25 protein-coding genes and 1 tRNA gene are annotated in these 23,980 nt (G+C 42.6%); 19 read left to right on the top strand and 7 right to left on the bottom strand.

Going from position 1 to position 23,980, the window contains the following annotated elements; translation table 11 throughout:
- Positions 1 to 18 precede the first annotated feature (18 nt).
- Genes Q4Q49_RS06995 through Q4Q49_RS06985 form a run of 3 tightly spaced genes read left to right on the top strand, consistent with a single transcriptional unit; the run spans position 19 to position 3,984 of the window.
- Entirely contained in the window at positions 19 to 1,161 is a 1,143-nt protein-coding gene (locus Q4Q49_RS06995; protein WP_311998976.1) for a class I SAM-dependent methyltransferase, read from the top strand.
- A 13-nt stretch (positions 1,162 to 1,174) separates the two neighbouring features.
- Positions 1,175 to 2,977 (top strand): thiamine pyrophosphate-binding protein, encoded by a 1,803-nt coding sequence (locus Q4Q49_RS06990; RefSeq protein ID WP_311988504.1) that lies wholly within the window; start codon positions 1,175 to 1,177, stop codon positions 2,975 to 2,977.
- The gene (locus tag Q4Q49_RS06985) at positions 2,977 to 3,984 is read left to right on the top strand and encodes a glycosyltransferase family 2 protein (protein ID WP_311890023.1); all 1,008 of its coding nucleotides are present in this window, start codon (positions 2,977 to 2,979) and stop codon (positions 3,982 to 3,984) included. Before Q4Q49_RS06990 ends, Q4Q49_RS06985 begins: the two co-directional genes overlap by 1 nt.
- A gap of 13 nt (positions 3,985 to 3,997) precedes the next feature.
- Here Q4Q49_RS06985 and Q4Q49_RS06980 read toward each other — a convergent pair whose 3' ends face one another.
- The 4 genes from Q4Q49_RS06980 to Q4Q49_RS06965 form a co-directional block, all read right to left on the bottom strand.
- Positions 3,998 to 4,252, bottom strand: a complete 255-nt coding sequence (locus tag Q4Q49_RS06980) for a hypothetical protein (protein WP_263196067.1) — start codon at positions 4,250 to 4,252, stop codon at positions 3,998 to 4,000.
- Positions 4,252 to 5,544, bottom strand: coding sequence for a 6-hydroxymethylpterin diphosphokinase MptE-like protein (locus tag Q4Q49_RS06975; protein ID WP_311890022.1), 1,293 nt, complete (start codon positions 5,542 to 5,544; stop codon positions 4,252 to 4,254). The genes Q4Q49_RS06980 and Q4Q49_RS06975 overlap by 1 nt, the downstream gene beginning before the upstream one ends.
- A 51-nt stretch (positions 5,545 to 5,595) precedes the next feature.
- Positions 5,596 to 5,671, bottom strand: a tRNA-Arg gene (locus tag Q4Q49_RS06970).
- A gap of 55 nt (positions 5,672 to 5,726) precedes the next feature.
- Positions 5,727 to 6,893, bottom strand: a complete 1,167-nt coding sequence (locus tag Q4Q49_RS06965; protein WP_311998975.1) for a flagellar assembly protein FlgT — start codon at positions 6,891 to 6,893, stop codon at positions 5,727 to 5,729.
- 279 nt (positions 6,894 to 7,172) lie between these two features.
- Here Q4Q49_RS06965 and Q4Q49_RS06960 point away from each other — a divergent pair, with 279 nt between their 5' ends.
- Positions 7,173 to 7,805, top strand: a complete 633-nt coding sequence (locus Q4Q49_RS06960) for a FlgO family outer membrane protein (RefSeq protein ID WP_311998974.1) — start codon at positions 7,173 to 7,175, stop codon at positions 7,803 to 7,805.
- A complete protein-coding gene (locus Q4Q49_RS06955) occupies positions 7,802 to 8,251 on the top strand; it encodes an LPP20 family lipoprotein (protein WP_107948434.1) in 450 nt (149 codons plus the stop codon). The genes Q4Q49_RS06960 and Q4Q49_RS06955 overlap by 4 nt, the downstream gene beginning before the upstream one ends.
- Before the next feature lie 135 nt (positions 8,252 to 8,386).
- On the opposite strand, the gene Q4Q49_RS06950 is transcribed toward Q4Q49_RS06955, so the two are convergent.
- From Q4Q49_RS06950 to flgA, 3 genes are all read right to left on the bottom strand, one after another.
- A complete protein-coding gene (locus Q4Q49_RS06950) occupies positions 8,387 to 8,812 on the bottom strand; it encodes a flagella synthesis protein FlgN (protein WP_006082434.1) in 426 nt (141 codons plus the stop codon).
- Positions 8,813 to 8,814: 2 nt separating this feature from the next.
- On the bottom strand, positions 8,815 to 9,138 hold the full coding sequence (flgM, locus tag Q4Q49_RS06945) for a flagellar biosynthesis anti-sigma factor FlgM (protein ID WP_107948432.1): 324 nt from the start codon (positions 9,136 to 9,138) through the stop codon (positions 8,815 to 8,817).
- Between the two features lie 75 nt (positions 9,139 to 9,213).
- Positions 9,214 to 9,921, bottom strand: coding sequence for a flagellar basal body P-ring formation chaperone FlgA (flgA, locus tag Q4Q49_RS06940; protein ID WP_311998973.1), 708 nt, complete (start codon positions 9,919 to 9,921; stop codon positions 9,214 to 9,216).
- 205 nt (positions 9,922 to 10,126) lie between these two features.
- On the opposite strand from flgA, the gene Q4Q49_RS06935 reads away from it, so the two are divergent.
- The 14 genes from Q4Q49_RS06935 to Q4Q49_RS06870 all read left to right on the top strand — a co-directional run bounded on the left by Q4Q49_RS06935 (position 10,127) and on the right by Q4Q49_RS06870 (position 23,960).
- Positions 10,127 to 11,047 carry a chemotaxis protein CheV gene (locus Q4Q49_RS06935; RefSeq protein WP_311890018.1) on the top strand — a complete coding sequence of 307 codons (921 nt, stop codon included), beginning with the start codon at positions 10,127 to 10,129 and terminating at the stop codon, positions 11,045 to 11,047.
- A 99-nt stretch (positions 11,048 to 11,146) separates the two neighbouring features.
- On the top strand, positions 11,147 to 11,986 hold the full coding sequence (locus Q4Q49_RS06930) for a protein-glutamate O-methyltransferase CheR (RefSeq protein ID WP_006082430.1): 840 nt from the start codon (positions 11,147 to 11,149) through the stop codon (positions 11,984 to 11,986).
- A gap of 143 nt (positions 11,987 to 12,129) precedes the next feature.
- Positions 12,130 to 12,534, top strand: a complete 405-nt coding sequence (gene flgB, locus Q4Q49_RS06925; protein ID WP_011847319.1) for a flagellar basal body rod protein FlgB — start codon at positions 12,130 to 12,132, stop codon at positions 12,532 to 12,534.
- Positions 12,535 to 12,536: 2 nt separating this feature from the next.
- Entirely contained in the window at positions 12,537 to 12,953 is a 417-nt protein-coding gene (gene flgC / locus Q4Q49_RS06920) for a flagellar basal body rod protein FlgC (protein WP_006085646.1), read from the top strand.
- A gap of 24 nt (positions 12,954 to 12,977) precedes the next feature.
- On the top strand, positions 12,978 to 13,748 hold the full coding sequence (gene flgD, locus Q4Q49_RS06915) for a flagellar hook assembly protein FlgD (RefSeq protein ID WP_220590745.1): 771 nt from the start codon (positions 12,978 to 12,980) through the stop codon (positions 13,746 to 13,748).
- An 81-nt stretch (positions 13,749 to 13,829) separates the two neighbouring features.
- Complete coding sequence (gene flgE / locus Q4Q49_RS06910) at positions 13,830 to 15,191, top strand: flagellar hook protein FlgE (RefSeq protein WP_106651090.1); 1,362 nt, start codon at positions 13,830 to 13,832, stop codon at positions 15,189 to 15,191.
- Between the two features lie 172 nt (positions 15,192 to 15,363).
- Positions 15,364 to 16,107 carry a flagellar basal-body rod protein FlgF gene (gene flgF / locus Q4Q49_RS06905; protein ID WP_006085643.1) on the top strand — a complete coding sequence of 248 codons (744 nt, stop codon included), beginning with the start codon at positions 15,364 to 15,366 and terminating at the stop codon, positions 16,105 to 16,107.
- A 10-nt stretch (positions 16,108 to 16,117) separates the two neighbouring features.
- Positions 16,118 to 16,906 carry a flagellar basal-body rod protein FlgG gene (gene flgG / locus Q4Q49_RS06900; RefSeq protein WP_006082422.1) on the top strand — a complete coding sequence of 263 codons (789 nt, stop codon included), beginning with the start codon at positions 16,118 to 16,120 and terminating at the stop codon, positions 16,904 to 16,906.
- Between the two features lie 11 nt (positions 16,907 to 16,917).
- Positions 16,918 to 17,592 (top strand): flagellar basal body L-ring protein FlgH, encoded by a 675-nt coding sequence (flgH, locus tag Q4Q49_RS06895; RefSeq protein WP_012089711.1) that lies wholly within the window; start codon positions 16,918 to 16,920, stop codon positions 17,590 to 17,592.
- 11 nt (positions 17,593 to 17,603) lie between these two features.
- A complete protein-coding gene (locus Q4Q49_RS06890; protein WP_006082420.1) occupies positions 17,604 to 18,695 on the top strand; it encodes a flagellar basal body P-ring protein FlgI in 1,092 nt (363 codons plus the stop codon).
- 17 nt (positions 18,696 to 18,712) lie between these two features.
- Complete coding sequence (gene flgJ, locus Q4Q49_RS06885; protein ID WP_311998972.1) at positions 18,713 to 19,855, top strand: flagellar assembly peptidoglycan hydrolase FlgJ; 1,143 nt, start codon at positions 18,713 to 18,715, stop codon at positions 19,853 to 19,855.
- Between the two features lie 40 nt (positions 19,856 to 19,895).
- A complete protein-coding gene (gene flgK / locus Q4Q49_RS06880) occupies positions 19,896 to 21,821 on the top strand; it encodes a flagellar hook-associated protein FlgK (RefSeq protein ID WP_311998971.1) in 1,926 nt (641 codons plus the stop codon).
- 11 nt (positions 21,822 to 21,832) lie between these two features.
- Complete coding sequence (gene flgL, locus Q4Q49_RS06875; protein WP_311998970.1) at positions 21,833 to 23,044, top strand: flagellar hook-associated protein FlgL; 1,212 nt, start codon at positions 21,833 to 21,835, stop codon at positions 23,042 to 23,044.
- Positions 23,045 to 23,138: 94 nt separating this feature from the next.
- A complete protein-coding gene (locus Q4Q49_RS06870; RefSeq protein WP_311890010.1) occupies positions 23,139 to 23,960 on the top strand; it encodes a flagellin in 822 nt (273 codons plus the stop codon).
- The last annotated feature ends 20 nt before the right edge of the window (positions 23,961 to 23,980 follow it).

The following is a 23,980-nucleotide window of genomic DNA, read 5'->3' as shown; positions in this document are numbered from 1 at the left end:
ATTTGATAGGACTAAGTTATGACGTATTTTGAACAAATAGAACACTGTCGTTTGTGTCGCGCAGAGCTTCCAGGTAATGCGTTAATTACCCTTTTCCCATTTCCAAAAGCCGCGCAGCATTTTTTAACTAGCAAGCAGTTAGATAACGAATCGCCAATCGAACTTGCAGTTTTTCAATGTAATAAATGTGATTTAGTACAGCTTAAAGCTGCTCCAGTGAGTTATTTCAGAGAAGTTATTACTGCTGCTGTTTTGTCACCGCATTCTAGAACTACGCGGTTAAATGAAATTACAACTTTTGTTAAGAAATACAATTTACTAGGAAAAACTGCGCTTGAAATAGGTTGCGGTAAAGGTGGCATGTTAGATGTTATAGTTGATGCTGGTCTTCGTGCTGAAGGTATAGAATATTCAGAGAGTTCCGTAGAAGAGGGTGTTCTTTTTGAGAGAAGTATGATTTGTGGTTATCTACCAGATCAGAAAATAACTAAGAAAGCAGAAGTATTTTTCTCATTTAACTATTTGGAACATCAACCAGACATAAAACAATTTATAGATTCGATTTACACTAACTCAACAGATAATGCTGTAGGATATATTACAGTACCTAATTTGTCATACCTTCTCGAATCAAAGTGTCTATATGAGTTCGTTGCTGATCATTTAGTATACTTTACAGTTAGTACTTTACGTAGAGCATTTGAATTAAATGGGTTCGATGTGCTCGAGTGTCAGGAAATTAATAATAGTAATGATATTTTAGCAATTGTAAGAAAACGAAGTTCATTAAGATTAGACTCGTATATGGAAGAAGTAAATTCTTTAAGTGCCGAATTAAATACACTAGTCGATAAATATGTCTCTGTTGGGAAAAAAGTTGCTGTCTGGGGAGCTGGGCACAGAACATTAGCTTTACTTGCTATTAGTAAGTTGAATAATATTGAGTTTATTATTGATTCAGCTCCATTTAAGCAAGGGCTATTCAGTCCTGTTATGTTGACTAAAATAGTTTCACCAGAGACATTAGAATATTCAGATGTAGATGCAGTGATTGTAATGGTGCCGGGAATTTACCCTCAAGAAGTTTTAAACATCGTAAAGAATTTCAAGCGAAAATTTAACACTTATCTTCTCGAAGGAAATAAAATAGTCGCTTACTAAAGAGTTTATATAAATGAATATCAAATTATCGGACTATATTGCACAGCGATTAGTTGAATTAGGAATCGAGCAGGTTTTTATGGTGACTGGTGGAGGTGCTATGCACCTTAATCAATCACTTGGTAGGCATAATGGTTTGAACTGTATCTTTAATCATCATGAACAAGCCTGCGCTATGGCTGCAGAGTCATATAGTCGCTTAACTCATCGCCCAGCCCTTGTTAATGTGACTACTGGTCCTGGTGGAACAAATGCAATTACTGGTGTTCATGGTGCTTGGACAGACTCTCTGAGTATGTTAGTCATATCAGGGCAAGTTAAGTATCAAACAACGATTCAAAGTACTGGGATGTCATTGCGACAATATGGTGATCAAGAGATTGATATTTGTAAGATAGTGCACTCTATTACTAAATACTCACAGATGATTAGCGATCCATCTTCAATTCGCTATCACCTTGAAAAGGCATTTTATCTTGCAACGCATGGACGTCCTGGCCCTTGTTGGTTAGATGTTCCGATTGATGTTCAAAGCTCATTCATTAATCCAGATGAACTTGTAGGATTTAATCCGGAAGAATTAGAGCACCCATGGCTTAGTTTGGATTTGTTAAGTGAGTCAGCAGAAATTATTAGTGCAATCGAATTGTCTGAAAGGCCTGTTATTTTAGCCGGTTCTGGAGTTAGGATTAGCCGCTCATACGAGCCATTTCTTCAGTTAATCGATAGATTTCAAGTCCCAGTAGTTACAGGTTGGAACGCTCATGATTTATTACCCGACGAACATTCTTTATATGTAGGTAGACCAGGAACAGTTGGAAATCGCTCAGGTAATTTTGTCATTCAAAATGCAGATTTAATTCTTATATTAGGGTGCCGATTAAATATTCGGCAAATTAGTTATAATTGGACTGCATTTGCACCTAAAGCTTATAAGATTATGGTTGATATTGATGAGTTGGAAATGCAAAAGCCAAGTTTAATTATCGATAAACCTATACAAGCAGACCTAGCTGATCTGATACCATTTCTTTTACAGCAGAATATTGCTGCCCAACCTAAACATCGAGTTTGGTTGGATTGGTGTAAAGATAGATTGAAGCGATATCCTGTTGTATTAAAAGAGTATTGGAATTCATCTAAAGTGAATCCATATTGCTTTATGGATACGTTTTTCAAGATGCTATCTGATGACCAAATAGTCGTTGCCGCAAATGGGTCTGCTTGCGTGATTGGCTTCCAAGCTGCAGTAATTAAATCTAAAACTCGTTTATGGACAAATTCTGGCTCCGCATCTATGGGGTACGAGTTACCAGCTGCAATAGGAGCCTCTTATGGGGCTCCAGCTATGCCTATTGTCTGTTTTGCTGGCGATGGTAGTATTATGATGAATCTCCAAGAACTTGAAACTATCGTTGGTAATAAATTGCCAATTAAGATATTCATTTTAAATAATGCAGGTTACTCATCAATTTATCAAACACAAAAGAACTTTTTTGATGGTGTTGAAGTTGGTGCGAGTAGAAACTCTGGTGTTACATTTCCAAAATTTGAGTCATTGAGTAAGGGTTTCGGTTTACCTTATTTTAAATGTGATAATCATGCTTCTATGGAGAGTACTATTAAACAAGTGATGGTTCATTCTGGTCCAGTTATCTGTGAGCTTATTCTTGATGATACTCAGGCTTTCTCTCCTAAGTTAGCGTCAAAACAGCTTTCAGATGGAAGTATAGTATCGCCATCACTAGAAGATATGTCTCCTTTTTTATCTCAAAATGAAATGGCTGAAAATATTTGGAAAAGTTCTGAGAAATAATGAAAATGCATCCAGGTTTAAATACAACGTTGGCTATTGTTATGCCAACTTATAATAGGGCTGAGTTTGTAGATTTTTTTTTAAAAAAACATATTGAACGACTTAAGTTATTTAACATAGGGCTTTATATTTCTAATAATGCATCTACAGATAATACGCTTGAGGTAATTGCTTATTGGAAAAATAAATACGAATTTATTTTTGTTAAATCTCTGACTAAAACTGTGACCTCAGATGAGAATATTGAAAATGCAGTTTTTATGCCGAATTCAAAATATATTTGGATACTAGGTGATTCTTATGAAATATTACCATCAGTTTTAGATGGAATTTTAGGAACATTAGTTGGGTCTAACGAGTACGACTTTATCTTAACTAACTTGGTTGGACGTTATAGACATAATACTGAAATTGTTTATAATAATAAAAATTTAGTAATTGATGAATTGACACCAATCATTGCGTGTATTAGTTGCAACATTATTAATAGGAAGTTGATTTCTCATCCTAGATTTGAAAAGTATAGGGGGACTGATTTTGGTATTGTCGGCTTTGTGCTTGATTATATTGCAAGTAATCATTTTAGTTTACTTTTTTGTAGAGATTTAAGTGTAGTAACTCTTAAAACGCCAGTCAGAAAAGTTGGATGGCCCTCAAGATTTTTTGAAATAATGTTTTATAATTGGCCATCTTTCGTTGCTAATTTACCGGATGTATATTCGGATAGAAGTAAAGATATTGCAAAAAAATTATTAGTAACTCACTCTGGTTTATTAAGCTGGAGAAGTTTGTTACACATTCGAGGGGCAAATGGGTTAAACTTTAAATTGTTGGGGGAAAATAAAAATAGTGTTTTAAAACTTTGCGGTAAAGTTATTTTTTGTTATATGTTTTTTTTGTGCTTAATTCCTTCAGTTATCTGCAAAGTTTTTGCAGGAGCGATTGAGTGGATTAGGCGAAAGAGGTATCAATTAATTAGGTTGATTAATCCAAAGTTAGATATATAAAAATAAAGTGATTTTAGTTGTTTAGAATATAAGCTAATTCATACTCTAAATAATCTGCAAGTCCAAGCCAGTCTTGTCGTTCTTGAGCGGCTAACATTAATGGTATTATGTTAGAAATGGCTGATGTATCCTTTAATTTTTTCAGTTCTGACTCAAGTAAATCTATGCAATTTCTTAATCTTTTAGAGGCTTCGGCCTCTTTTCCCAAACGGAATTGTTGCGCTGTATTAATTAGTTGAACGTCTAAGGCTTGATTATTATGCAGCATTATTTGCAATCCTTGAATTGAGTTCCTTTGATTTTCGCACCAGATAGGTTTGATTGATAAAACTTTATACGAGGTTTAGTTGCTATATAATGTTCCAAGTTTCTAAGGTAGGCTCTAAAGTTAAGATCAGTTGCAACTCGCTCGCCTCTACCATTGATTATCCAGTGTTTTGCATTCCCCGCCTTAGGCCCAATTTCACCATCCTTCCAAAATGCATGGGTTTTATTATTTGGATAGCTAAAATCACATCCGAATAATGTAATTTCCCAGATATTTAAGTGTACTGCAAGATCTATGGCTGGATGAATCACGCTGCCATTAGTAAATAAACGTAATTTTGGATATGTTTTATGAAGCTGATCGTAAATTTTCCCTTTTGAATACGCATTAAAACGAGGACCAGGCCAAGAACTAATTACTTTCGCGGGTATTCTAGGGAAATAGACTAGCGTTACTGTTTCAGGAATACTTTCTGGTAGATGCTCTTGTGTAATATTATGCTCGATACTAACGAGAATATCAGGAATAATACCTTGTCCCATTAATGCTTTGAACGATGTATCTACTGCTATCAGCAATGGCCTATCATTGCTAGGCCGCTCACGCTGTGATTTTAGATAACCGTAATGTTCCTCGAGTGTAGGGCCAGATCCTATGACAAAAGCTGTGTGCTGCTTGTGTATTAATTTTAACATTGCGGCATCAGGATCTAATTTGAGAAAAGAGAGATTCTCTGAGAATCTTGCTTTAATTACAGGGTCATCTAATTTATGTTTGCTATTCACAAATTCTATATTATTTTCGTAAACCAGCAAATCACGTAAACTGGCATTTTCATTTGAGACTAAACTTAAGTCTGGGGTGATGGCAATATAGACCGGATCAAGGCGATTTTGTTTTTGGGGCTCGAGTAGTTGAACTTTGGGATGACTAAGCCATTCTGATTGATCTGTATAGGTGATCAATAATGAGAATAGTGATGTATTAAGCAAGCAGACTTTAATCGTATTAATCGAGTTTTTTTCAATTAATAGTGTCGGAACATCTCCCATACCCACACCATAAACTGTCACACTATTTACATCTTTTGGAAGGGTATTGATGTACAGCTTGGCTTCTGCAATACGATCGTGTCGGCTGCTTAATTGAATACCATTAACACTGATTGTTTGATTACTTCCAATAACTAAGTGAGCTTTAAGGTGATCAAATGGACTTGATTTTATTGCAGCTGCTACGATAGGCCAACGCTTGACGATAATATTGAGATTAGACGCAAATAGCTCAGTCATTCCGTTTCTCCGGAAGATTTCTGGGAGTTTGATATCACCAAGGTCACTATCTGGTCTCTCCACAGGGACTCGAACCCCGATCGGCCGCTTAGGAGGCGGCTGCTCTATCCTGTTGAGCTATAGAGAGACGACAGTGATTATACTGGTTTTATCTCTGATTAAAAGGCTTATGATTTAGTTGCTTAAATCTTAAGCGCTATGTCGTTTATCTGCACATTGTAGGCCGCATTTTGGTCTACAAGTACTGCTGTTGAGCTTTCTTCACTCACTTGTTCAATTTTTACCGTGGCTCGACTTTTGGTTGCGACTGCGCGCATTTCATTGAGTCTATCCGGTAGGTTTTGCTGTAATACGACTTGGAATTTATCCCCAACACGAATGCCATGTTTACGGCCGAGATTTAAAATGACCCTGTCCGCTTGGCGGCTTACGACTTGGCCGAGTAAGGGTCTGCAATTGAGTGTGCTGTCTAAATCATGGGTAGCCTGTTGCATTAACTTAGTAATATTTTTGCCATAGGATGATCGCCAGAATCTGTCCGTATTCGGGGCAATAATGGCTTGTTCTTCAAATTCCCATGGCGCCGATGTGCTGTAGCTTTTACTCCAAACTTCTTCGCCACTGATCCCATGATAGAGGCTAAGTTTGAACTGGAATTGCCTGAGTGGAGCTTCATCCCAAAATCCTAGGAAGGTTGCCTGCACTGGCTCCATTGAGATATCCATAATTTGTGGTTGGAGGATATATTGGCTGTCGGTAATTTCACTGAGCCAGCTTGGGAGTCGATAACCGCGAATATCCACTAGGTCTTGTTTAATATCGAGCAGTTCTTTAGCGTGAGTGTGGCTAAAGCCTGTGGCGGAGTAATCGTCTATAACACTACCAAGTTTTTCTGAAATAACTTCTTCAAAACCTGAAAGCTGCCCATATCTGAGCTGAGTACGATCTTTGATTTGTGCTTGAGGGATTAGAATCGCGGCCTTTAATTGTCCATTTGGACACTGCTGCGTAGGATCATCATTTAGATCGAGTCGTAGGGACACATAAATTTTGTTTCCCTGGATTCGTTCGCTAACGAGTTGGATGCTGATAGCTTGGGCGTTGCGATTTATCGCAAAATTATTTTGTGTAAGGTTTCCGTTAGAGGTTTGTTGTTCACTGGATATTTGAATGCCTGTGCTTAATGTAGCATAGCTAACGGCTTGATTAATCGCTTCTTCCCTTGCTTGAGCCGTATTACCATTGATAATAGTCGCTTCACCACTGGCTTCTATCCATTCGGCCCGAGTAGGCAAAGACAGCAGTGCAAGGCTCAAAATGATGAGCGAAGCTGAACCTGGTATGTGCATCAATACAATCCTTATCGCTAAGCTATTGGCGAGCTTGCTAATCGAGCCAGTTTCCTGACACTTAATCTAATATACCGGCAAAGCAAATTTCATGCCTGAGTAACGAGAGTTTTCGATAAAGTTTCCATTGGCGCAGTCGATATACAGCGTATGAGCATAATATTGTCGGGCTGGAGCAATTTTGGTCTGAAGATTGCTGGCTTTTGTTACTCACAAAAATGAAACGCATAGAGTGTGAGTTATTTAATTGCCAGTACACCCACAAATGAGGTAAATCCAATGCTAAAGCGTGTAATTATTCCCTTAACATTGATTATGTTAGGTGGATGCGTGGCTAAATCGGTTACACCGCCCAAGCCGAGTTTAGTGGATGGCAATGGGTTGCCGCCAACGGCAGTGATCAACCATTTAGCACAGCGAATTGTGACAGAGCTCGTTAAGCAAAATGATGCTTTGCGTTCAGATCAGCCTATTGTGGTCACAACCCCTGTATTAGTGGGTGACATGAATGGCACAAATGCGTTGGCGCAGCAGTTACAGCAAGGATTAATGACGTCGCTCCATAGCTTTCAGTTTAATGTGGTTGATTTAAATTTAGCAGATGGCTTGAGAGTGACGGCTAATGGGGATTTTATTTTGACGCGAGATTGGCAACAATTGTCGAAAAATCTTCCCGTTGAGCATCTTGTCGTTTCGACTATGAGCCCAGTTACCAATGGTATGGCGATCAATACTCGGATTGTGAACATAAGTAACAATCGTGTGGTATCGGCCTCTCAAACTTTTGTGACTCAAAAAGAGTTGGCAAACTACATGCAGCCTTCGGAGCAAATTGTGTCACAAAATGGCATCTTATATCGTCAGGCGAGTCCAGGCATGAATGAAGTGCGTGTTTTAGGAGATGGAAAATGAAACGCTACCTTTTAGTTATTGCGGCGCTAATGCTAACTGGCTGCGCTGCTAAAGATAGATATGTGCAATGGGAAGATGTGCCGCCGCCGAGTTTTCCTAAGTTAACGGCCATAGGATATGCGCCCTTAGCGACTCAACCGGCTAAAGAGCAATCACAAAGAGTGTTGATGGCCATGCAAGCATCAAAAATTGTGGCCTACCGTGAATTAGCGGAACAAGTATATGGGCAGAAAATAACGGCAAACAGCAGTGTCAGTGATTGGATGTTGACGGACGATAATGTTAAAGCGTCGGTTTCTGGGGTGATCCGTGGGGCGCGGGTTGTAAAGAGTTATCCGGCTGGCGATCATTATGTCACTGAGTTAGAACTGGATTTTTCACGGGTATGGGCACTGTATCAACAACAGAGTCGTCCACAGCGAGTGAAAGAAGTCACGTATTTCTAGTCATTTCTACATGACTCTATTGAGCCGCTAACTATACGAGTAGTATGCGGCTTTTCTTTTTCTGCAAAGTATCAAAGTTTAATCTTTAATCAAAGTTTAGAGGCTGGAAATACAGAGTGGGAATTGATGCGCCTGTTAGGCTTTTAAATCATTACCTAAACTTGAGATAGTTGAGGTCTTGCCTTTATCGTTATACGTAAGGCTGGAGGCGTTTCTACTGGCTTGTAAAGCTTGAGCGAAGCGATTGAGACTGGCTAAATTCATCTCAATTAAACTGGCATTTTGATCGTTCAGTTCTTTGCATTCAGTTAATGCGTCTTTGACAACGGCCATTTTATGCACGAGTTCACTTTGCTGAGTGAGTTGAGACTTATCAGTGTGGTTTGCCAGAATATCGTCATTAGTCTTGAGTTCTTTCAGACATTGTGATTTTTCGTTAGCAAGAGAAAGCAGTAAATCGGCGTTTTGGTCAACCAAAGCGCCTTTTTCCTTGAGTATTATTTGCTTAAGAACAGCCAAATGGGCGTGTTGTAGATCTACCAGTTTAGCTATTTCAGTCATAGTTACTCTTTATTCAAGTCATTAAGTTCGGCTTCAAAACTTGCAATATTGGCAGCCAACTTTTCGGGGTCAATTTTGTAGCGGCCTTCGGCGATAGCTTGTTTAATTTCGGCCACTTTCTTTTGATCAACTTCAGGAAGGCTCGCCATTTTAGTCTGAGCTCCTTGCAGTTGTTGCGCTTGCGCTGTAATCACCACTGAGTCGCTTCTTTGTGGTGTTGTCGATTTTGTGGCAACTTGAGCAGATTGATCGCTGCTAGTTTTAGTTGCACCTGAACGAACTTGTGCGGTCGTTGCAGTGTTGAGTTTGCTAATATCAATTGCCATTTTCGGCTCCAGCGTCGTGTGTACGGGATTTCTTAACTGGGGTATCGGCAGCTTATAAAAAAGCTTTAGAATATTTTACATTCTTACTTCAACTTCGCCAATGCCCGTGACTATAGCATCTAGTTCTTTGTTTGAACTGCTATTTTTGACTCTGATCCGATCGCCTTTATTGCCATCTTGTAGGGCTTCGCCCGCAGTTTTAAGTTCGAATGAGTTAGAACGAACATAAATAGATACCGAGTCGTTTTTACACACGAAGCATAAGTTATTGCTCAATATAGGATTATCCTTCGAGATGCGTCGTTTGACTCGCACACCAGCTAATTTACTTGGGTCATCAAATTCAGCGCCCCGTAAACTATTTTGCTCAATGTAACGGATTTCAACTTGGCTAGGGGAGATGAGTTCGCCAGGCGCTAAGGTTTCAGTTGTGACCACAACGGGGAATAAAATATCCACTCTCACCGAGATATAAATTTGCCAAGGGTAAGCGAGCTCTTGTGTATCGCAGCTGACTTTTAGGGTGTTATTACGACTAATTTCCCTGTCACTCGCCAATTCAACCTTAATCGGCGACGAGCATAGTGACGGCAGCATTCTTGCGTCAACTAATTGCGGCGAAATATCGACTTTGGCATTAGTTGGCACAGATATTTTTTCTGAAATAAGCGCTTTAGCTAATTCTGAGATGGCCGATACGGTGGGAACAATAGGCTCTGCACTCGCAAAAGCGGGCATGAAGAGGGTGAAAACACTAAAAAAACAGACTAAATTTACTTTCATAATGAAGAGACTAGCTTGTAACGCCAGAATGCACCTATACTTTTATCAAGTTCGAAGCTGACCACTGTAATAATAATTTGCATCACTGTCAGAAGATTGACTCAGTTTCGACTATGTTTATCGATAGATAAGACGTAAGCAATTAATATGCCTATACTCAAACGAGTCATAGGGCCGTACATAAACAGAACAACAAGGCAGAGTTATGTCGAGTATTCTTGATTCAGTCAACAAACGAACCCAGCTCGTTGGTCAAAACCGTTTAGAATTGCTGCTTTTTAAGTTAAACGGTCGTCAACGGTTTGGGATTAACGTGTTTAAGGTGAAAGAAGTACTGCAGTGCCCACCACTGACCACTTTGCCTAAACTTAATCCTTTTGTAAAAGGTGTCGCGCATATTCGCGGTACGACTATTTCAGTTATTGATTTGAGTGCGGCAACAGGCGGTAGACCTTTAGCGAGTACTGAAAACTGCTTCATCATTATTTCTGAATATAACCGCAGCGTTCAAGGCTTCTTAGTCAGTTCGGTTGAGCGGATTATCAACATGAATTGGGAAGCGATTATGCCTCCTCCTCAAGGTGCGGGTCGTTATTCTTATCTGACGGCTGTAACTGAGATTGAAGGTGAATTGGTTGAAATTCTCGACGTTGAAAAAATCTTAGATGAGATTTCACCGGTTAAAACTGCCATCAGTGAAGAAGCCAATGAAAAGCTGACCCTCGACAGAACCCAGCATTATCATATTATGGTTATCGATGATTCTGCCGTGGCGCGTAAGCAGATTATTCGTTCACTCGAGTCATTGAACTTACAAATTGATACCGCAAAAGATGGCCGAGAAGCATTAGATAAGCTCAAAGAAATCGCCAAAGAAATGGACAATGTTGCCGATGAAATCCCTCTTATTATCTCAGACATTGAGATGCCTGAGATGGATGGTTATACCCTGACCGCGGAGATCCGAGATGATCCTAAGCTCAAGCATATTAAAGTGGTACTGCATACGTCGTTAAGTGGAGTATTCAATCAGGCAATGGTTCAAAAAGTGGGGGCCAATGACTTTATCGCTAAGTTTAATCCCGACGAACTGGCTGCTGCAGTGAATAAGCACTTAAGTTTGTAAGTTCAGTAGTTAGTACCTATATATGCTTTACGCTATAATCTCGACTTTGTAACATGATGGTTTCGCACTGATTTTGGTGCTTGCAATAGGATTTAGGATGTGAATGTGCCAAATAAATCACTCGCTGAGGCTGAATATAATCAATTTAGGTTGTTCTTAGAGCAACACAGCGGCATCGTACTGGGTGAAAATAAGCAATATCTGGTGCGCAGTCGTCTTGCTCCTTTAATGGGGAAATATAACCTGCCATCCTTATCCGATGTGGTTAAGCATTCGATGAAGCCAACGGAACGCGCGCTTCGGGCAGAAGTGATTGATGCTATGACGACCAATGAAACCCTGTGGTTCCGTGATCGTTATCCATTTGAGTTATTGCATAACGTTTTGTTACCTGAGTATAGTCGTTTAGGTCGTCCACTTAAGATTTGGTCGGCCGCGTGTTCGTCTGGGCAAGAACCCTATTCACTGGCGATGACGATTCTTGAGTATCAACAAAAGAAGCCTGGTGCGCTTGCTGGTAGTGCTTCGATTCAAGCTACGGATTTATCGCCTTCCATGTTAGAACGCTGCAAAAATGCTGAGTACGATAGCTTGGCATTAGCACGCGGTTTATCCGAAGAGCGTAAGCGTCAGTTTTTTGATGCTTTGCCTTCAGGCAATATGAAGTTAAAGGATAATGTTAAGCGTTTAGTGAACTTTAGAGCACATAATCTGCTTGAAAGTTATAGCTTACTTGGTAAGTTCGACATTATTTTTTGCCGCAATGTGCTGATTTATTTTGCGCCTGAGGCAAAGGCAAAAATTTTGCGGCAATTCGCTGCCGCTCTTAATCCAAAAGGCATTCTATTTCTTGGTGCTTCCGAATCTATAGCTGGTTTAACGGACGAGTTTGATATGGTCCGTTGTAACCCAGGGATTTATTACCAGAAAAAGACTTAAGTCTACAGCTTTAAAGAAAATTACCGACATTTGTCGGTAATTTTTTACCCATCACTTGCTTATCCTAATTGTTATTTTCATTGTCTCCTGATGTTGGCACATGAATTGCTTTGTTTCCGTGAGTAACACGAGGAGGCAATTTTATGGCGATCAATTTTGATAATGCACTGGGTGTGCATCAGTACACTCTCGGTATTAGAGCGCAGCGAGCTGAAGTCATTTCGAGCAATATCGCTAACGCCGATACGCCACATTATAAAGCCCGCGATGTTGATTTTTCTGCGGCAATGCAGGCCGCTCGTGGCCAACAACAGCAGCGTAATAGTCTTGAAATGCAAGAGACAGACAAGCATTTTGGACTTGCTGAGTTGACGGGGCAATTTGTTAAGTTCCGCGTGCCAAATCAACCCGATACCGGTGATGGCAATACCGTTGATATCCAACAGGAACAATCGGCATTCATGCAAAATGCTCTTGAATATCAAATGTCATTAGGTTTTTTAGACAGTAAGTTTAGTGGTATGAAGAAAGCGCTGAGAGGGGATTAATCATGAGTTTATTTAGCATATTTGATGTTGCAGGCTCGGGAATGTCGGCTCAATCGGTCAGGTTGAACACCACTGCGAGTAACATAGCTAACGCTGATTCCGTCTCGAGTAGCGTAGATAAGACCTATCGTTCCCGTCATCCTATTTTCGAAGCTGAAATGGCCAAAGCGCAAAGTCAGCAACAAGCCTCTCAAGGTGTGGCGGTAAAAGGCATTGTTGAAAGTGATAAACCACTACTAAAAGAATACTCGCCCGATCATCCGATGGCGGATGCGGACGGTTTTATTTATAAACCGAATGTTAATGTCATGGAAGAAATGGCAGATATGATTTCTGCTTCGCGCTCATATCAAATGAATGTTCAAGTCGCTGAAGCAGCTAAGTCTATGCTGCAACAAACACTTGGGATGGGTAAATAACATGTGTTACTTAGGAGGTAAGCTGTGAGCCTCATTAATCAAATTAACCAAGCATCGACGCAGACGGCTCAAAATAAGAGTCAGTCAAATGCTGTGACGACCAACTCATCAACCAGTTCAACGGGTAATCCGTTTCTTGATGGCATACGTCTGCCAAAAGATTCGATAGTACCGGAAGCGAAAAGCCAACAGTTAACTCAAGATGACTTTTTCTCGTTATTAAGCCAACAGTTATCGATGCAGGACCCTTTTAAGCCCGTCGACAACGACCAAATGATTGCGCAGATGGCATCATTTTCGACAGTTGATGGTATTAGTAAGTTAAATGATGAAATCGTTAACTTAAACAGTGTTATGACGTCGAGCCAAGCACTGCAGGCATCGGGACTCGTTGGTCGCAAGGTGTTGATCCCAACTGATACTGGCAATATTTCAGCTGAAAGCCCAACGATGAAAGGTGTGGTCAGTACCCCTAATAAAATTCCAGAGATTACTGTGCGTGTTGAAGATGAGAAGGGCCAAGTTGTGACCACCTTTAAAGTCGATGGCAGTGACGGTGGTAACGTCGATGTGAACTGGGATGGTTTAGATAAAGATGGAAAACCTGTGACCGCAGGCAACTATACGATTAAGGCGAGTGGGTTAGTGGATGGAAAATCCCAAGAACTGCCTGTTTCAACTTATGCCCATGTGACCAGTGTCTCTCTTGGTACGGCCAGTACTGGCGCCATTCTCAACTTGAGAGGCGGTATGGGGATCAAGTTAACCGATGTGTTAGCTGTGTCTGAAACTTAAATTTATACAAGATAATTTTTTAGAATCCGAATTGGGCGTTAGTTGTCCGCAATTGAATAGAGTCAAAAGTAGAGGTGAATTATGTCGTTTAACATTGCATTGAGTGGCATTTCTGCCGCACAGAAAGATTTAAACACCACGGCGAACAACATTGCGAATGCGAATACCATTGGCTTTAAAGAGTCGCGTGCTGAATTTGCGGATGTTTACGCTAATTCTATCTTTTCAAATTCTAAAACTGCTGTCGGTGGTGGTGTTGCAACGAGTCAAGTCGCCCAGCAATTCCATCAAGGCAGCTTACAGTTGACAAGTAATTCACTCGATATGGCAATTAAAGGTGGTGGTTTTTTTGTCACTGCTTCTGAAATAGGCAGTCTTGACCATTCATTTACTCGAGCAGGGGCATTTAAAGTCGATTCAAATAACTACATGGTTGATTCTGCTGGTAATTTTTTGCAGACATTTCCTGTGGATAAAGATGGTAATTCGACATCGGTAAGTTTGACTACAGCGAAACCAGTGCAGATCCCTGATACTGCAGGTAGCCCAGTAAAAACTGAAAATGTCAGTTTACAAATGAATCTAAATGCTAAGGAAAGTACCCTTGACCCTGCTGCATTCGATCCTCTAGACCCTAAGACATACAATAACGTTACCTCAATGACTATGTATGACTCACTCGGTGAGCCACATATCATGACAACCTATTTTGTTAAGCCTAATGATGCCTCTTATAATGGAGAGAGCAATTGGGTGGCTTATTACGCTATTGATGGTAAACAAGTCGATCTAGCTGGTGCTGCTGGTACTTATCAAACGGATACTACGGGCGATGGTAACCCTGACTCAACCGGTACAGCGCAAACAACTAGCGGTTGGAAGGGCTCTGTACTTAAGTTCAATTCTGTTGGTGTCTATACCGGTAGTGATCCAGCGGTCGTTAAGACTGAGACTTTAGGTGTGGGTGGTGCAGGCGTTTTAGGTGCTGGAGCGGATGGAACTCAAGACTTAACAATTAAGTTTAATGCGCCAACGCAATATGCTGCTCCTTTTGCGGCAACAGAGTTAACACAAGACGGTACTACTGTTGGTCGTTTAACTAACGTTGAAATTGGTGCTGATGGTTTAATTACTGCAAGTTACTCGAACGGTTCAACTGTGCCTTTAGCACGAGTTGCCTTGGTTCGATTTGCTAACGAACAAGGTTTAACACAAGTAGGTAATACGTCGTGGAAAGCCAGCTTGAATTCTGGTCCAGCCCTTGCTGGTGAGGCAAACAGTGGTACTTTTGGTAGCATAAGTTCATCGGCGTTAGAGCAATCGAATATCGATTTGACCACTGAACTGGTCGATTTGATTTCGGCGCAGCGTAACTTCCAAGCGAACTCTCGTACCCTTGAAGTGAACAACACACTGCAACAAACCGTATTACAAATCCGCTAATCATTACATTGTTTGACTAAGTGTTGCCGCCAGTGGCAACACTTAGCCTTTATCCTGCTATCAATTCACTTCATTTCCTTATTCTTCAATTCTATCAGTAAATTAAACGTCAACTTTATTGGCACGATGCTTGCTTTGCTATTGTCATGTAGAAAATTTGACGGAGCAGTCTGTGGACAAATTCCTTTATGTCGCCATGAGTGGCGCCAAGCAAAATATGAATGAGCTGGCGCTCCGTGCGAACAACTTAGCTAACGCGAATACCGACGGTTTTAAATCCGATATGGCGCAAGCTCGCTCTATGCAGGCCTTCGGTGAAGGATTGCCTACAAGGGTATTTGCGATGACAGAATCTCCGTCAGCAAATTTTCGCTCAGGTCCAATAAAAACGACCGGACGAGATCTCGATGTTGCCATTAAAGGCGACGGCTGGTTTGCCGTGCAGGCAAAAGATGGCAGTGAAGCCTATACCCGCGCTGGCAGTTTAAGTTTTGACTCTACGGGTTTATTACACAATGACAGGGGAAATCCTGTTATGGGAGATGCGGGCCCCATAGTGTTACCGCTTCCTATCGAGAAAGTTTCAATTTCTCAGGATGGCATTATTTCTGTGCGACCTCAGGGCGCTACCGCTGAAGTGGTGGAAGAGGTTGGTCGCTTGAAACTCGTTAATCCGGGTAATGCCGAGATGATGCGGGGTGAGGACGGACTGTTCCGGCTCGTGTCGGGCAATATCGCACCAGCCGATCCTAGCGTAGGGGTTGAAAGTGGCGCAGTGGAAGGCAGTAACGTAAATCCTGTCGATGAAATGGTGTCTTTGATTGACCTTCAGCGTCAGTTTGAATTGCAAGTCAAGATGATGAAAACCGCGGAAGAAAATGATCGCGCTTCATCTTCATTAATGCGTATTAGTTAGGAGATAGATTATGCATCCGGCGTTATGGATTAGTAAAACTGGCTTAGACGCACAGCAAACTGACATTGCGGTGATCTCGAACAACGTGGCGAACGCCAGCACTGTGGGTTACAAGAAAAGCCGCGCAGTATTTGAAGATTTGCTTTACCAAACAGTTAACCAAGCGGGCGGTGTCAGTTCTTCTAACACTAAGTTGCCTAATGGATTAAACATAGGTGCGGGTACCAAAGTCGTTGCCACACAGAAAATGTTTACCCAAGGCAACATGTTGACCACGGATAACTCATTGGATCTGATGATTGAAGGCCCAGGCTTTTTTGAAATCCAGCTCCCTGATGGTACTGCAGCCTATACCCGAAATGGTCAGTTTACCTTAGACGATACGGGCCAGATTGTGACGCCAGGTTCTGGCTACGTGCTGCAACCCGCGATCACGATTCCTGACAATGCGACTAGTATTACCGTTTCCGCTGAGGGTGAAGTTTCAGTGAAAACCCCTGGTACTGCAGATAACCAAGTTGTGGGTCAGTTGACAATGACGGATTTTATTAATCCATCGGGTCTGGATCCTATGGGACAAAACCTATACACGGAAACTGGTGCGAGTGGCACGCCAATTCAAGGTACCGCTTCGTTAGATGGCATGGGAGCGATTCGCCAAGGCGCCTTAGAAACCTCTAACGTTAACGTTACCGAAGAACTTGTGAACCTTATCGAAAGTCAGCGCATTTACGAGATGAACTCTAAAGTGATTTCAGCGGTAGATCAAATGCTGTCTTATGTGACTCAGAATTTATAGAGGCAAACATCATGGCTAGATATCTTGTGTTGGCCGTCGCGTTATTGCTTGCAGCTTGTAGCTCGACGCAAAAGAAACCCCTTGCGGATGATCCCTTTTATGCGCCGGTATACCCAGAGGCACCGCCGACAAAAATTGCCGCGACTGGTTCTATTTATCAAGACAGTCAAGCATCTAGCTTGTATTCGGATATACGTGCTCACAAAGTTGGCGACATTATCACTATCGTTTTGAAAGAGTCGACTCAAGCTAAGAAGAGTGCAGGCAATCAGATCAAAAAAGGCTCTGATATGAGCTTAGATCCTATCTTCGCCGGTGGTAGTAATATCTCCGTTGGTGGAGTACCAATTGATTTACGTTATAAAGATAGCATGAACACTAAACGTGAATCGGATGCGGATCAGAGTAATAGTTTAGATGGCAGCATTTCGGCAAACGTGATGCAAGTGCTGAACAACGGCAGCTTAGTGATCCGCGGTGAAAAATGGATCTCAATTAACAATGGTGATGAGTTTATTCGCGTCACTGGTCTGGTTCGCTCGCAGGACATTAAACCCGATAACACTATCGATTCAACGCGAATGGCCAATGCCCGTATTCAATACAGTGGCACAGGTACTTTCGCAGATGCTCAAAAAGTGGGTTGGTTAAGCCAGTTCTTTATGAGCGACTGGTGGCCCTTCTAAGGAGTCGTATCATGAAATATAAACTGGTGTTAGCCGTTGCCGTGCTAGTGTTTTCTCTACCTAGTCAGGCTGAACGAATTAAAGATATTGCCAATGTGCAGGGCGTACGCAGTAACCAGTTGATCGGTTATGGCTTAGTGGTTGGTTTGCCGGGAACGGGTGAAAAAACCAGTTATACCGAACAAACCTTTATGACTATGCTGAAAAATTTCGGTATTAATCTTCCTGACAACGTCAAACCAAAGATTAAAAACGTCGCTGTGGTTGCCGTACACGCCGATATGCCAGCCTTTATAAAACCGGGTCAAGATCTTGACGTGACGGTATCTAGCTTAGGCGAAGCCAAAAGTTTACGCGGCGGCACCTTATTGCAAACCTTTTTGAAAGGCGTTGACGGTAATGTGTATGCCATAGCCCAAGGCAGCTTAGTGGTGAGTGGTTTTAGTGCCGATGGTTTAGATGGTTCAAAGGTGATCCAAAATACTCCAACTGTTGGCCGTATACCCAATGGCGCGATTGTCGAGCGCAGTGTGGCGACCCCATTTTCAACCGGCGATTATTTGACGTTTAACTTACGTCGTTCTGATTTTTCGACTGCACAACGGATGGCCGATGCGATTAATGAGCTATTAGGCCCTGATATGGCGCGTCCTTTAGACGCAACATCTGTGCAGGTCAGTGCTCCGCGTGATGTATCACAACGGGTGTCTTTTTTAGCAACGCTTGAAAATCTGGATGTTATCCCCGCAGAAGAATCTGCCAAAGTGATCGTTAACTCACGCACTGGAACCATAGTGGTTGGGCAAAACGTGCGCTTACTCCCAGCGGCGATTACCCATGGCGGCATGACAGTCACGATTGCTGAGGCAACCCAGGTTTCACAGCCAAACGCCTTAGCCAATGGTCAAACAACTGTCACGAGCAATAGTACGATTACAGCGACAGAAAGTGACCGCCGTATGTTTATGTTTAATCCAGGCACTACGCTGGATGAGCTGGTTAGAGCGGTTAATTTAGTCGGTGCAGCCCCCTCAGATGTGTTAGCAATACTGGAAGCGTTAAAAGTGGCAGGAGCTTTGCATGGTGAACTTATCATCATCTAATTTCTGTCGGGAAAATCATGGAAAAGCTTTCAAGTTCATCACATTTTCTTGACCTGGGCGGCTTAGATTCACTCCGCGCCCAGGCTCAGAAGGATGAGAAGGGCGCCTTGAAAAAGGTTGCCCAACAATTTGAAGGTATTTTCGTGCAAATGCTGATGAAAAGTATGCGCGATGCCAATGCGGTTTTTCAGTCTGATAGTCCTCTCAATAGCCAATATACTAAGTTTTACGAGCAGATGCGCGATCAGCAGTTATCGGTCGATTTATCTGACAAAGGGGTATTGGGCCTTGCCGATATGATGGTGCAGCAACTTTCCCCTGAAACCAGTCATTTCACGCCAGCATCGGTATTACGCGACGATGGCGGTATGAAAATGCTCCATGATGCTAAAGCGCTTAACGTGCCAATGCAGAGTGCAGTCGCGCCAGCGGTTGAACCCACAGTTGTTAACCATGGTGTCCCCGCTGCCATTGCTCGATCAGCATTTGAGCCCGATAGAGCCATGGATGCAAACTCATCAATGGACATTGATACGCCTAATCGTTTACTGGCAATTGATACACCTAAGCCAAGCTGGAGCGAACAGTCACTTTCTGTCGTCGACCCTGTGATTAGCGGCCAAGTTTTGCCGACGGCAGCCTTTAGGGAAACCCAGAAGATAGTCCGTTTCGGTAGCCGAGAAGAGTTTTTGGCGACCTTATACCCACACGCTGAAAAAGCGGCAAAAGCATTAGGCACCCAACCAGAAGTATTGTTGGCGCAATCGGCACTTGAAACCGGCTGGGGACAAAAAATTGTTCGCGGCAATAACGGCGCGCCAAGTCATAACCTATTCAATATTAAAGCTGATCGCCGTTGGCAGGGCGATAAAGCGAACGTCAGCACCTTAGAATTCGAACACGGTGTGGCTGTACAGCAAAAAGCCGACTTCCGTGTTTACAGTGACTTTGAGCATAGCTTCAACGATTTTGTGTCCTTCATTGCCGAAGGCGATCGTTATCAAGATGCGAAGAAAGTGGCGGCTTCGCCAACGCAGTTTATTCGAGCTTTGCAGGATGCGGGTTATGCCACAGATCCTAGATATGCTGAAAAAGTCATTAAAGTGATGCAGTCCATCAGTGAAGAGCTGAAATCAATTCTGCCAGGAGAAGACAAATGATGAACCTTACAACCCTGTTTGTTCATAGGAGTGTCAACTAATGGCCGTTGATCTGCTGAATATTGCGCGAACTGGGGTGCTTGCCTCCCAGTCGCAACTGGGTGTCACCAGTAATAACATTGCTAACGCCAATACCGCGGGTTACCACAGACAAGTGGCAACTCAGTCGACTCTAGAATCACAGCGTTTAGGCAATAGCTTTTATGGCACAGGAACTTACGTTAATGACGTTAAGCGAATCTACAATGACTATGCCGCAAGAGAGTTGCGCATTGGCCAAACAACGCTCAGTGCCGCCGAAGCCAGCTACGGTAAATTGAGTGAACTCGATCAGCTATTTTCTAAGATAGGCAACGTTGTGCCACAAAGCTTAAATGACCTGTTTTCAGGTATGAATAGCGTGGCGGACTTACCCACAGACCTGGGCATCCGCAGCTCGACCTTAACGAATGCGCAGCAAGTCGCCAGTAGCCTGAATCAGATGCAGTCTTATTTGAATGGTCAGCTCGATCAAACCAATGACCAGATAACCGGCATGACTAAGCGTATTAATGAGATCAGTACAGAACTTGCCAACTTAAACCTAGAGCTGATGAAGTCACCGAATCAAGATGCGCAGTTACTCGATAAGCAAGATGCACTCGTTCAAGAGCTGAGCCAGTACGCCCAAGTGAATGTCATCCCGCAAGAAAATGGCGCCAAGAGTATTATGCTCGGTGGCTCTGTGATGCTGGTTTCCGGTGAGATTGCCATGAGTATGGGAACTCAAGCGGGTAACCCATTTCCTAAAGAGTTACAGCTTAACTCAAGTATTGGCTCGCAAAGCGTTACAGTTGACCCAAGTAAACTTGGCGGTCAGCTAGGAGCCATGTTTGATTATCGTGACCAGACGTTAATTCCCGCAGGTCATGAGCTTGACCAATTAGCGTTGGGCGTGGCGGATAACTTCAACAAAATGCAAGCGCAAGGCATTGACCTCAATGGGCAAGTCGGTGCCAATATCTTTAAAGATATCAACGATCCTATGATGTCCTTGGGTCGTGTAGCAGGTTTTTCTGATAATGCGGGTAATGCAACGTTAGGCGTTACCATAGATGACACCAGTTTATTAACTGGCGGTGCCTATGAACTGTCATTTACTGCGCCTGCAACTTATGAGTTGAGAGATACGGAAACGGGGGGGATAACACCGCTGACGTTAACTGGCTCGACGTTATCGGGTGGTGCTGGATTTTCAATTGACATAAAAGCAGGCGCAATGGCGTCGGGGGATCGTTTTGCCATTCGCCCAACAGCGGGCGCCTCAAATGGCATTGAAGTGGTCATGAAAGACCCTAAAGGCATTGCCGCCGCATCCCCAAAGATTACCGCTGATGCCGCTAACTCGGGTAATACTCAAGTTAAGTTGACTCAAATTGGCAATCGCAATGCCGCAAATTTCCCTGTGACGGGCAGTGAGTTGACGATAAAGCTCGACACTACTGCTGTACCTCCAACCTATGAAGCATTCGATGCCGCAGGAACATCACTTGGGGCTGCTACAACTTATACCCCACCGAGTATCAGCGCCTTTGGTTTTACCTTTGAAGTTGACAGCACAGCTGCAGCGGGTAATGACAGATTTACCTTCGATTTATCCTTCGCCGAGGGCGATAACTCCAATGCTGTCGCTATGGCCAAATTGAGCGAAAGTAAAGTGATGAATAATGGTAAATCGACCTTAGCGGATGTGTTCGAGAACACTAAGCTTGACATCGGCAGTAAAACGAAAGCGGCCGAAGTGCGTACAGGTTCGGCAGAGGCCGTGTATCAGCAAGCTTATGCGCGAGTAGAGAGTGAGTCGGGCGTGAATTTAGATGAAGAAGCCGCAAATTTAATGCGTTTTCAACAAGCTTATCAAGCCTCTGCGCGGATCATGACGACCGCACAGCAGATTTTTGACACCTTATTATCCTCAGTGCGTTAGGAGATTTAACTATGCGATTATCATCCGCGCAGCTCTTTAATCAAAGCATTACCAGTGTGCTGCAAAAGCAAACGGCGACCAGCAAAATTCTTGACCAATTGAGTAGTGGTAAGAAAGTCAACACTGCTGGTGACGATCCTGTGGCGTCGCAGGGTATCGATAATCTGAATCAAAAAAATGCACTCGTCGATCAGTTTATGAAGAACATAGATTATGCGACGAATCGTCTTGCTGTGACTGAAAGCAAACTCGGTAGTGCTGAAGATTTAACCGGCTCGATGCGTGAGCAAGTTATGCGCGCGATAAACGGCACACTATCTGAAACTGAGCGGCAAATGATTGCCGATGAGATGAAAGGCAGCTTGGAAGAGTTGCTTTCTATTGCGAATAGTAAGGATGAATCTGGCAATTATATGTTCTCCGGTTTCAGTACCGATAAAGAACCTTTTGCTTTTGATAACTCGACGCCGCCTAAAATTGTGTATAGCGGTGATTCTGGCGTCAGAAATAGTTTAGTGCAAACCGGTGTGGCCATGGGGACAAACATCCCTGGCGATAGCGCGTTTATGAAAGCCCCCAATGGACTTGGTGATTATAGCGTCAATTATTTGGCCAGCCAGCAGGGTGAGTTTAGCGTTAAAACGGCAAAAATTGCTGATGCAGCAACTTATGTGGCTGATTCATATACGTTTAACTTCACTGATAATGGTGCCGGTGGTACTAACTTACAAGTGCTCGATTCTGCCAATAATCCCGTCGCAAACGTTGCTAATTTTGATGCAACCAATCCCGTTAGTTTTAATGGTATAGACGTTAAAATTGATGGAAAACCCAGCGCTGGCGATAGTTTCACCATGGAGCCGCAGGCCGAAGTCAGTATTTTCGATACGATCAGCAGTGCGATTGCATTAATTGAAGATCCTAATTCTGCCAACACTCCCCAAGGGCGAGCGCAGTTGGCACAGATATTGAATAACGTTGATAGTGGCGTCAATCAAATTAGTTCTGCCAGAAGTGTGGCGGGGAATAATCTGAAAGTTGTCGAAAGTTACACAGAGACTCATACCGAGGAGAAAGTGGTGAACACTTCAGCACTATCACTCTTGGAAGATCTCGATTATGCATCAGCGATTACGGAATTTGAAAAGCAGCAGCTTGCATTGAACGCAGTCTCTAACGTGTTTAGTAAGGTGGGTTCTGTTTCCCTGTTCGACTTTATTTAACAGAAAGCAAGTACCTATCCATCTGTAAGATAAATTGTTAAAAATTTAGCCAAGCTCCAAGCCTTGGCGGTATAACTAGGAAGAGGAACTCAACATGGCTATTACAGTTAATACCAACGTGACTTCGATGAAGGCACAAAAGAATTTAAATACTTCTAGTAGCGGTTTAGCGACCTCGATGGAACGTCTATCAAGTGGTTTGCGCATTAACAGCGCTAAAGACGACGCTGCGGGTCTAGCTATTTCTAACCGCTTGAACAGCCAAGTACGCGGTCTAGAAGTGGGGATGCGAAATGCAAATGATGCGATTTCAATTGCTCAAATCGCCGAAGGTGCGATGCAAGAACAAACGAACATGTTACAACGTATGCGTGATTTGACGATTCAGTCTGAAAATGGTGCAAACAGTTCAGCGGACTTAACAGCGTTGAAAGCTGAGATGGATCAGCTGGCGACAGAAATTGATGAAATTGGTAAAGCGACTGCTTTTGGTACCACGAAACTGTTAACTGGCTCTTTTTCAGCAGGCAAAACATTCCAAGTAGGCTCTCAAGATGGTGAAGATATTAAAGTTACTGTAAAAGCGAGTAATAAAACTTCATTGTCTGTAGCAAGTTTAACGAACGCAACATCTGCTAATCGAGCCTCATCCTTGGCTAAAATTGATGCCGCAATTAAAACTATTGATGCGCAACGTGCAGATTTGGGTGCTGTTCAAAACCGTTTAGCGCATAACATTAGTAATAGCGCAAATACTCAGGCAAACGTTGCTGACGCTAAGAGTCGTATCGTGGATGTTGATTTTGCGAAGGAAACCTCACAAATGACTAAGAATCAAGTATTACAACAAACGGGTTCTGCAATGCTTGCCCAAGCTAACCAGTTACCTCAAGTTGCACTATCTCTCCTTGGTTAATGCCATTAATGTGAAATGGT

The organism is Shewanella sp. SP1S1-7, from assembly GCF_031932105.1.
GTDB classification, from domain to species: domain Bacteria; phylum Pseudomonadota; class Gammaproteobacteria; order Enterobacterales; family Shewanellaceae; genus Shewanella; species Shewanella baltica.
The sequence above is the reverse complement of the archived record's forward strand: the minus strand, read 5'-3'. Positions and strand labels throughout refer to the sequence as shown.

Bases quoted from the DNA above. Each gene is read 5' to 3' on its own strand.
- Q4Q49_RS06995 (WP_311998976.1), top strand. From the start codon at position 19: ATGACGTATTTTGAACAAATAGAACACTGTCGTTTGTGTCGCGCAGAG.
- Q4Q49_RS06990 (WP_311988504.1), top strand. From the start codon at position 1,175: ATGAATATCAAATTATCGGACTATATTGCACAGCGATTAGTTGAATTA.
- Q4Q49_RS06985 (WP_311890023.1), top strand. From the start codon at position 2,977: ATGAAAATGCATCCAGGTTTAAATACAACGTTGGCTATTGTTATGCCA.
- Q4Q49_RS06980 (WP_263196067.1), bottom strand. From the start codon at position 4,252: ATGCTGCATAATAATCAAGCCTTAGACGTTCAACTAATTAATACAGCG.
- Q4Q49_RS06975 (WP_311890022.1), bottom strand. From the start codon at position 5,544: ATGACTGAGCTATTTGCGTCTAATCTCAATATTATCGTCAAGCGTTGG.
- Q4Q49_RS06965 (WP_311998975.1), bottom strand. From the start codon at position 6,893: ATGCACATACCAGGTTCAGCTTCGCTCATCATTTTGAGCCTTGCACTG.
- Q4Q49_RS06960 (WP_311998974.1), top strand. From the start codon at position 7,173: ATGCTAAAGCGTGTAATTATTCCCTTAACATTGATTATGTTAGGTGGA.
- Q4Q49_RS06955 (WP_107948434.1), top strand. From the start codon at position 7,802: ATGAAACGCTACCTTTTAGTTATTGCGGCGCTAATGCTAACTGGCTGC.
- Q4Q49_RS06950 (WP_006082434.1), bottom strand. From the start codon at position 8,812: ATGACTGAAATAGCTAAACTGGTAGATCTACAACACGCCCATTTGGCT.
- flgM (WP_107948432.1), bottom strand. From the start codon at position 9,138: ATGGCAATTGATATTAGCAAACTCAACACTGCAACGACCGCACAAGTT.
- flgA (WP_311998973.1), bottom strand. From the start codon at position 9,921: ATGAAAGTAAATTTAGTCTGTTTTTTTAGTGTTTTCACCCTCTTCATG.
- Q4Q49_RS06935 (WP_311890018.1), top strand. From the start codon at position 10,127: ATGTCGAGTATTCTTGATTCAGTCAACAAACGAACCCAGCTCGTTGGT.
- flgB (WP_011847319.1), top strand. From the start codon at position 12,130: ATGGCGATCAATTTTGATAATGCACTGGGTGTGCATCAGTACACTCTC.
- flgC (WP_006085646.1), top strand. From the start codon at position 12,537: ATGAGTTTATTTAGCATATTTGATGTTGCAGGCTCGGGAATGTCGGCT.
- flgE (WP_106651090.1), top strand. From the start codon at position 13,830: ATGTCGTTTAACATTGCATTGAGTGGCATTTCTGCCGCACAGAAAGAT.
- flgG (WP_006082422.1), top strand. From the start codon at position 16,118: ATGCATCCGGCGTTATGGATTAGTAAAACTGGCTTAGACGCACAGCAA.
- flgH (WP_012089711.1), top strand. From the start codon at position 16,918: ATGGCTAGATATCTTGTGTTGGCCGTCGCGTTATTGCTTGCAGCTTGT.
- Q4Q49_RS06890 (WP_006082420.1), top strand. From the start codon at position 17,604: ATGAAATATAAACTGGTGTTAGCCGTTGCCGTGCTAGTGTTTTCTCTA.
- flgJ (WP_311998972.1), top strand. From the start codon at position 18,713: ATGGAAAAGCTTTCAAGTTCATCACATTTTCTTGACCTGGGCGGCTTA.
- flgK (WP_311998971.1), top strand. From the start codon at position 19,896: ATGGCCGTTGATCTGCTGAATATTGCGCGAACTGGGGTGCTTGCCTCC.
- flgL (WP_311998970.1), top strand. From the start codon at position 21,833: ATGCGATTATCATCCGCGCAGCTCTTTAATCAAAGCATTACCAGTGTG.
- Q4Q49_RS06870 (WP_311890010.1), top strand. From the start codon at position 23,139: ATGGCTATTACAGTTAATACCAACGTGACTTCGATGAAGGCACAAAAG.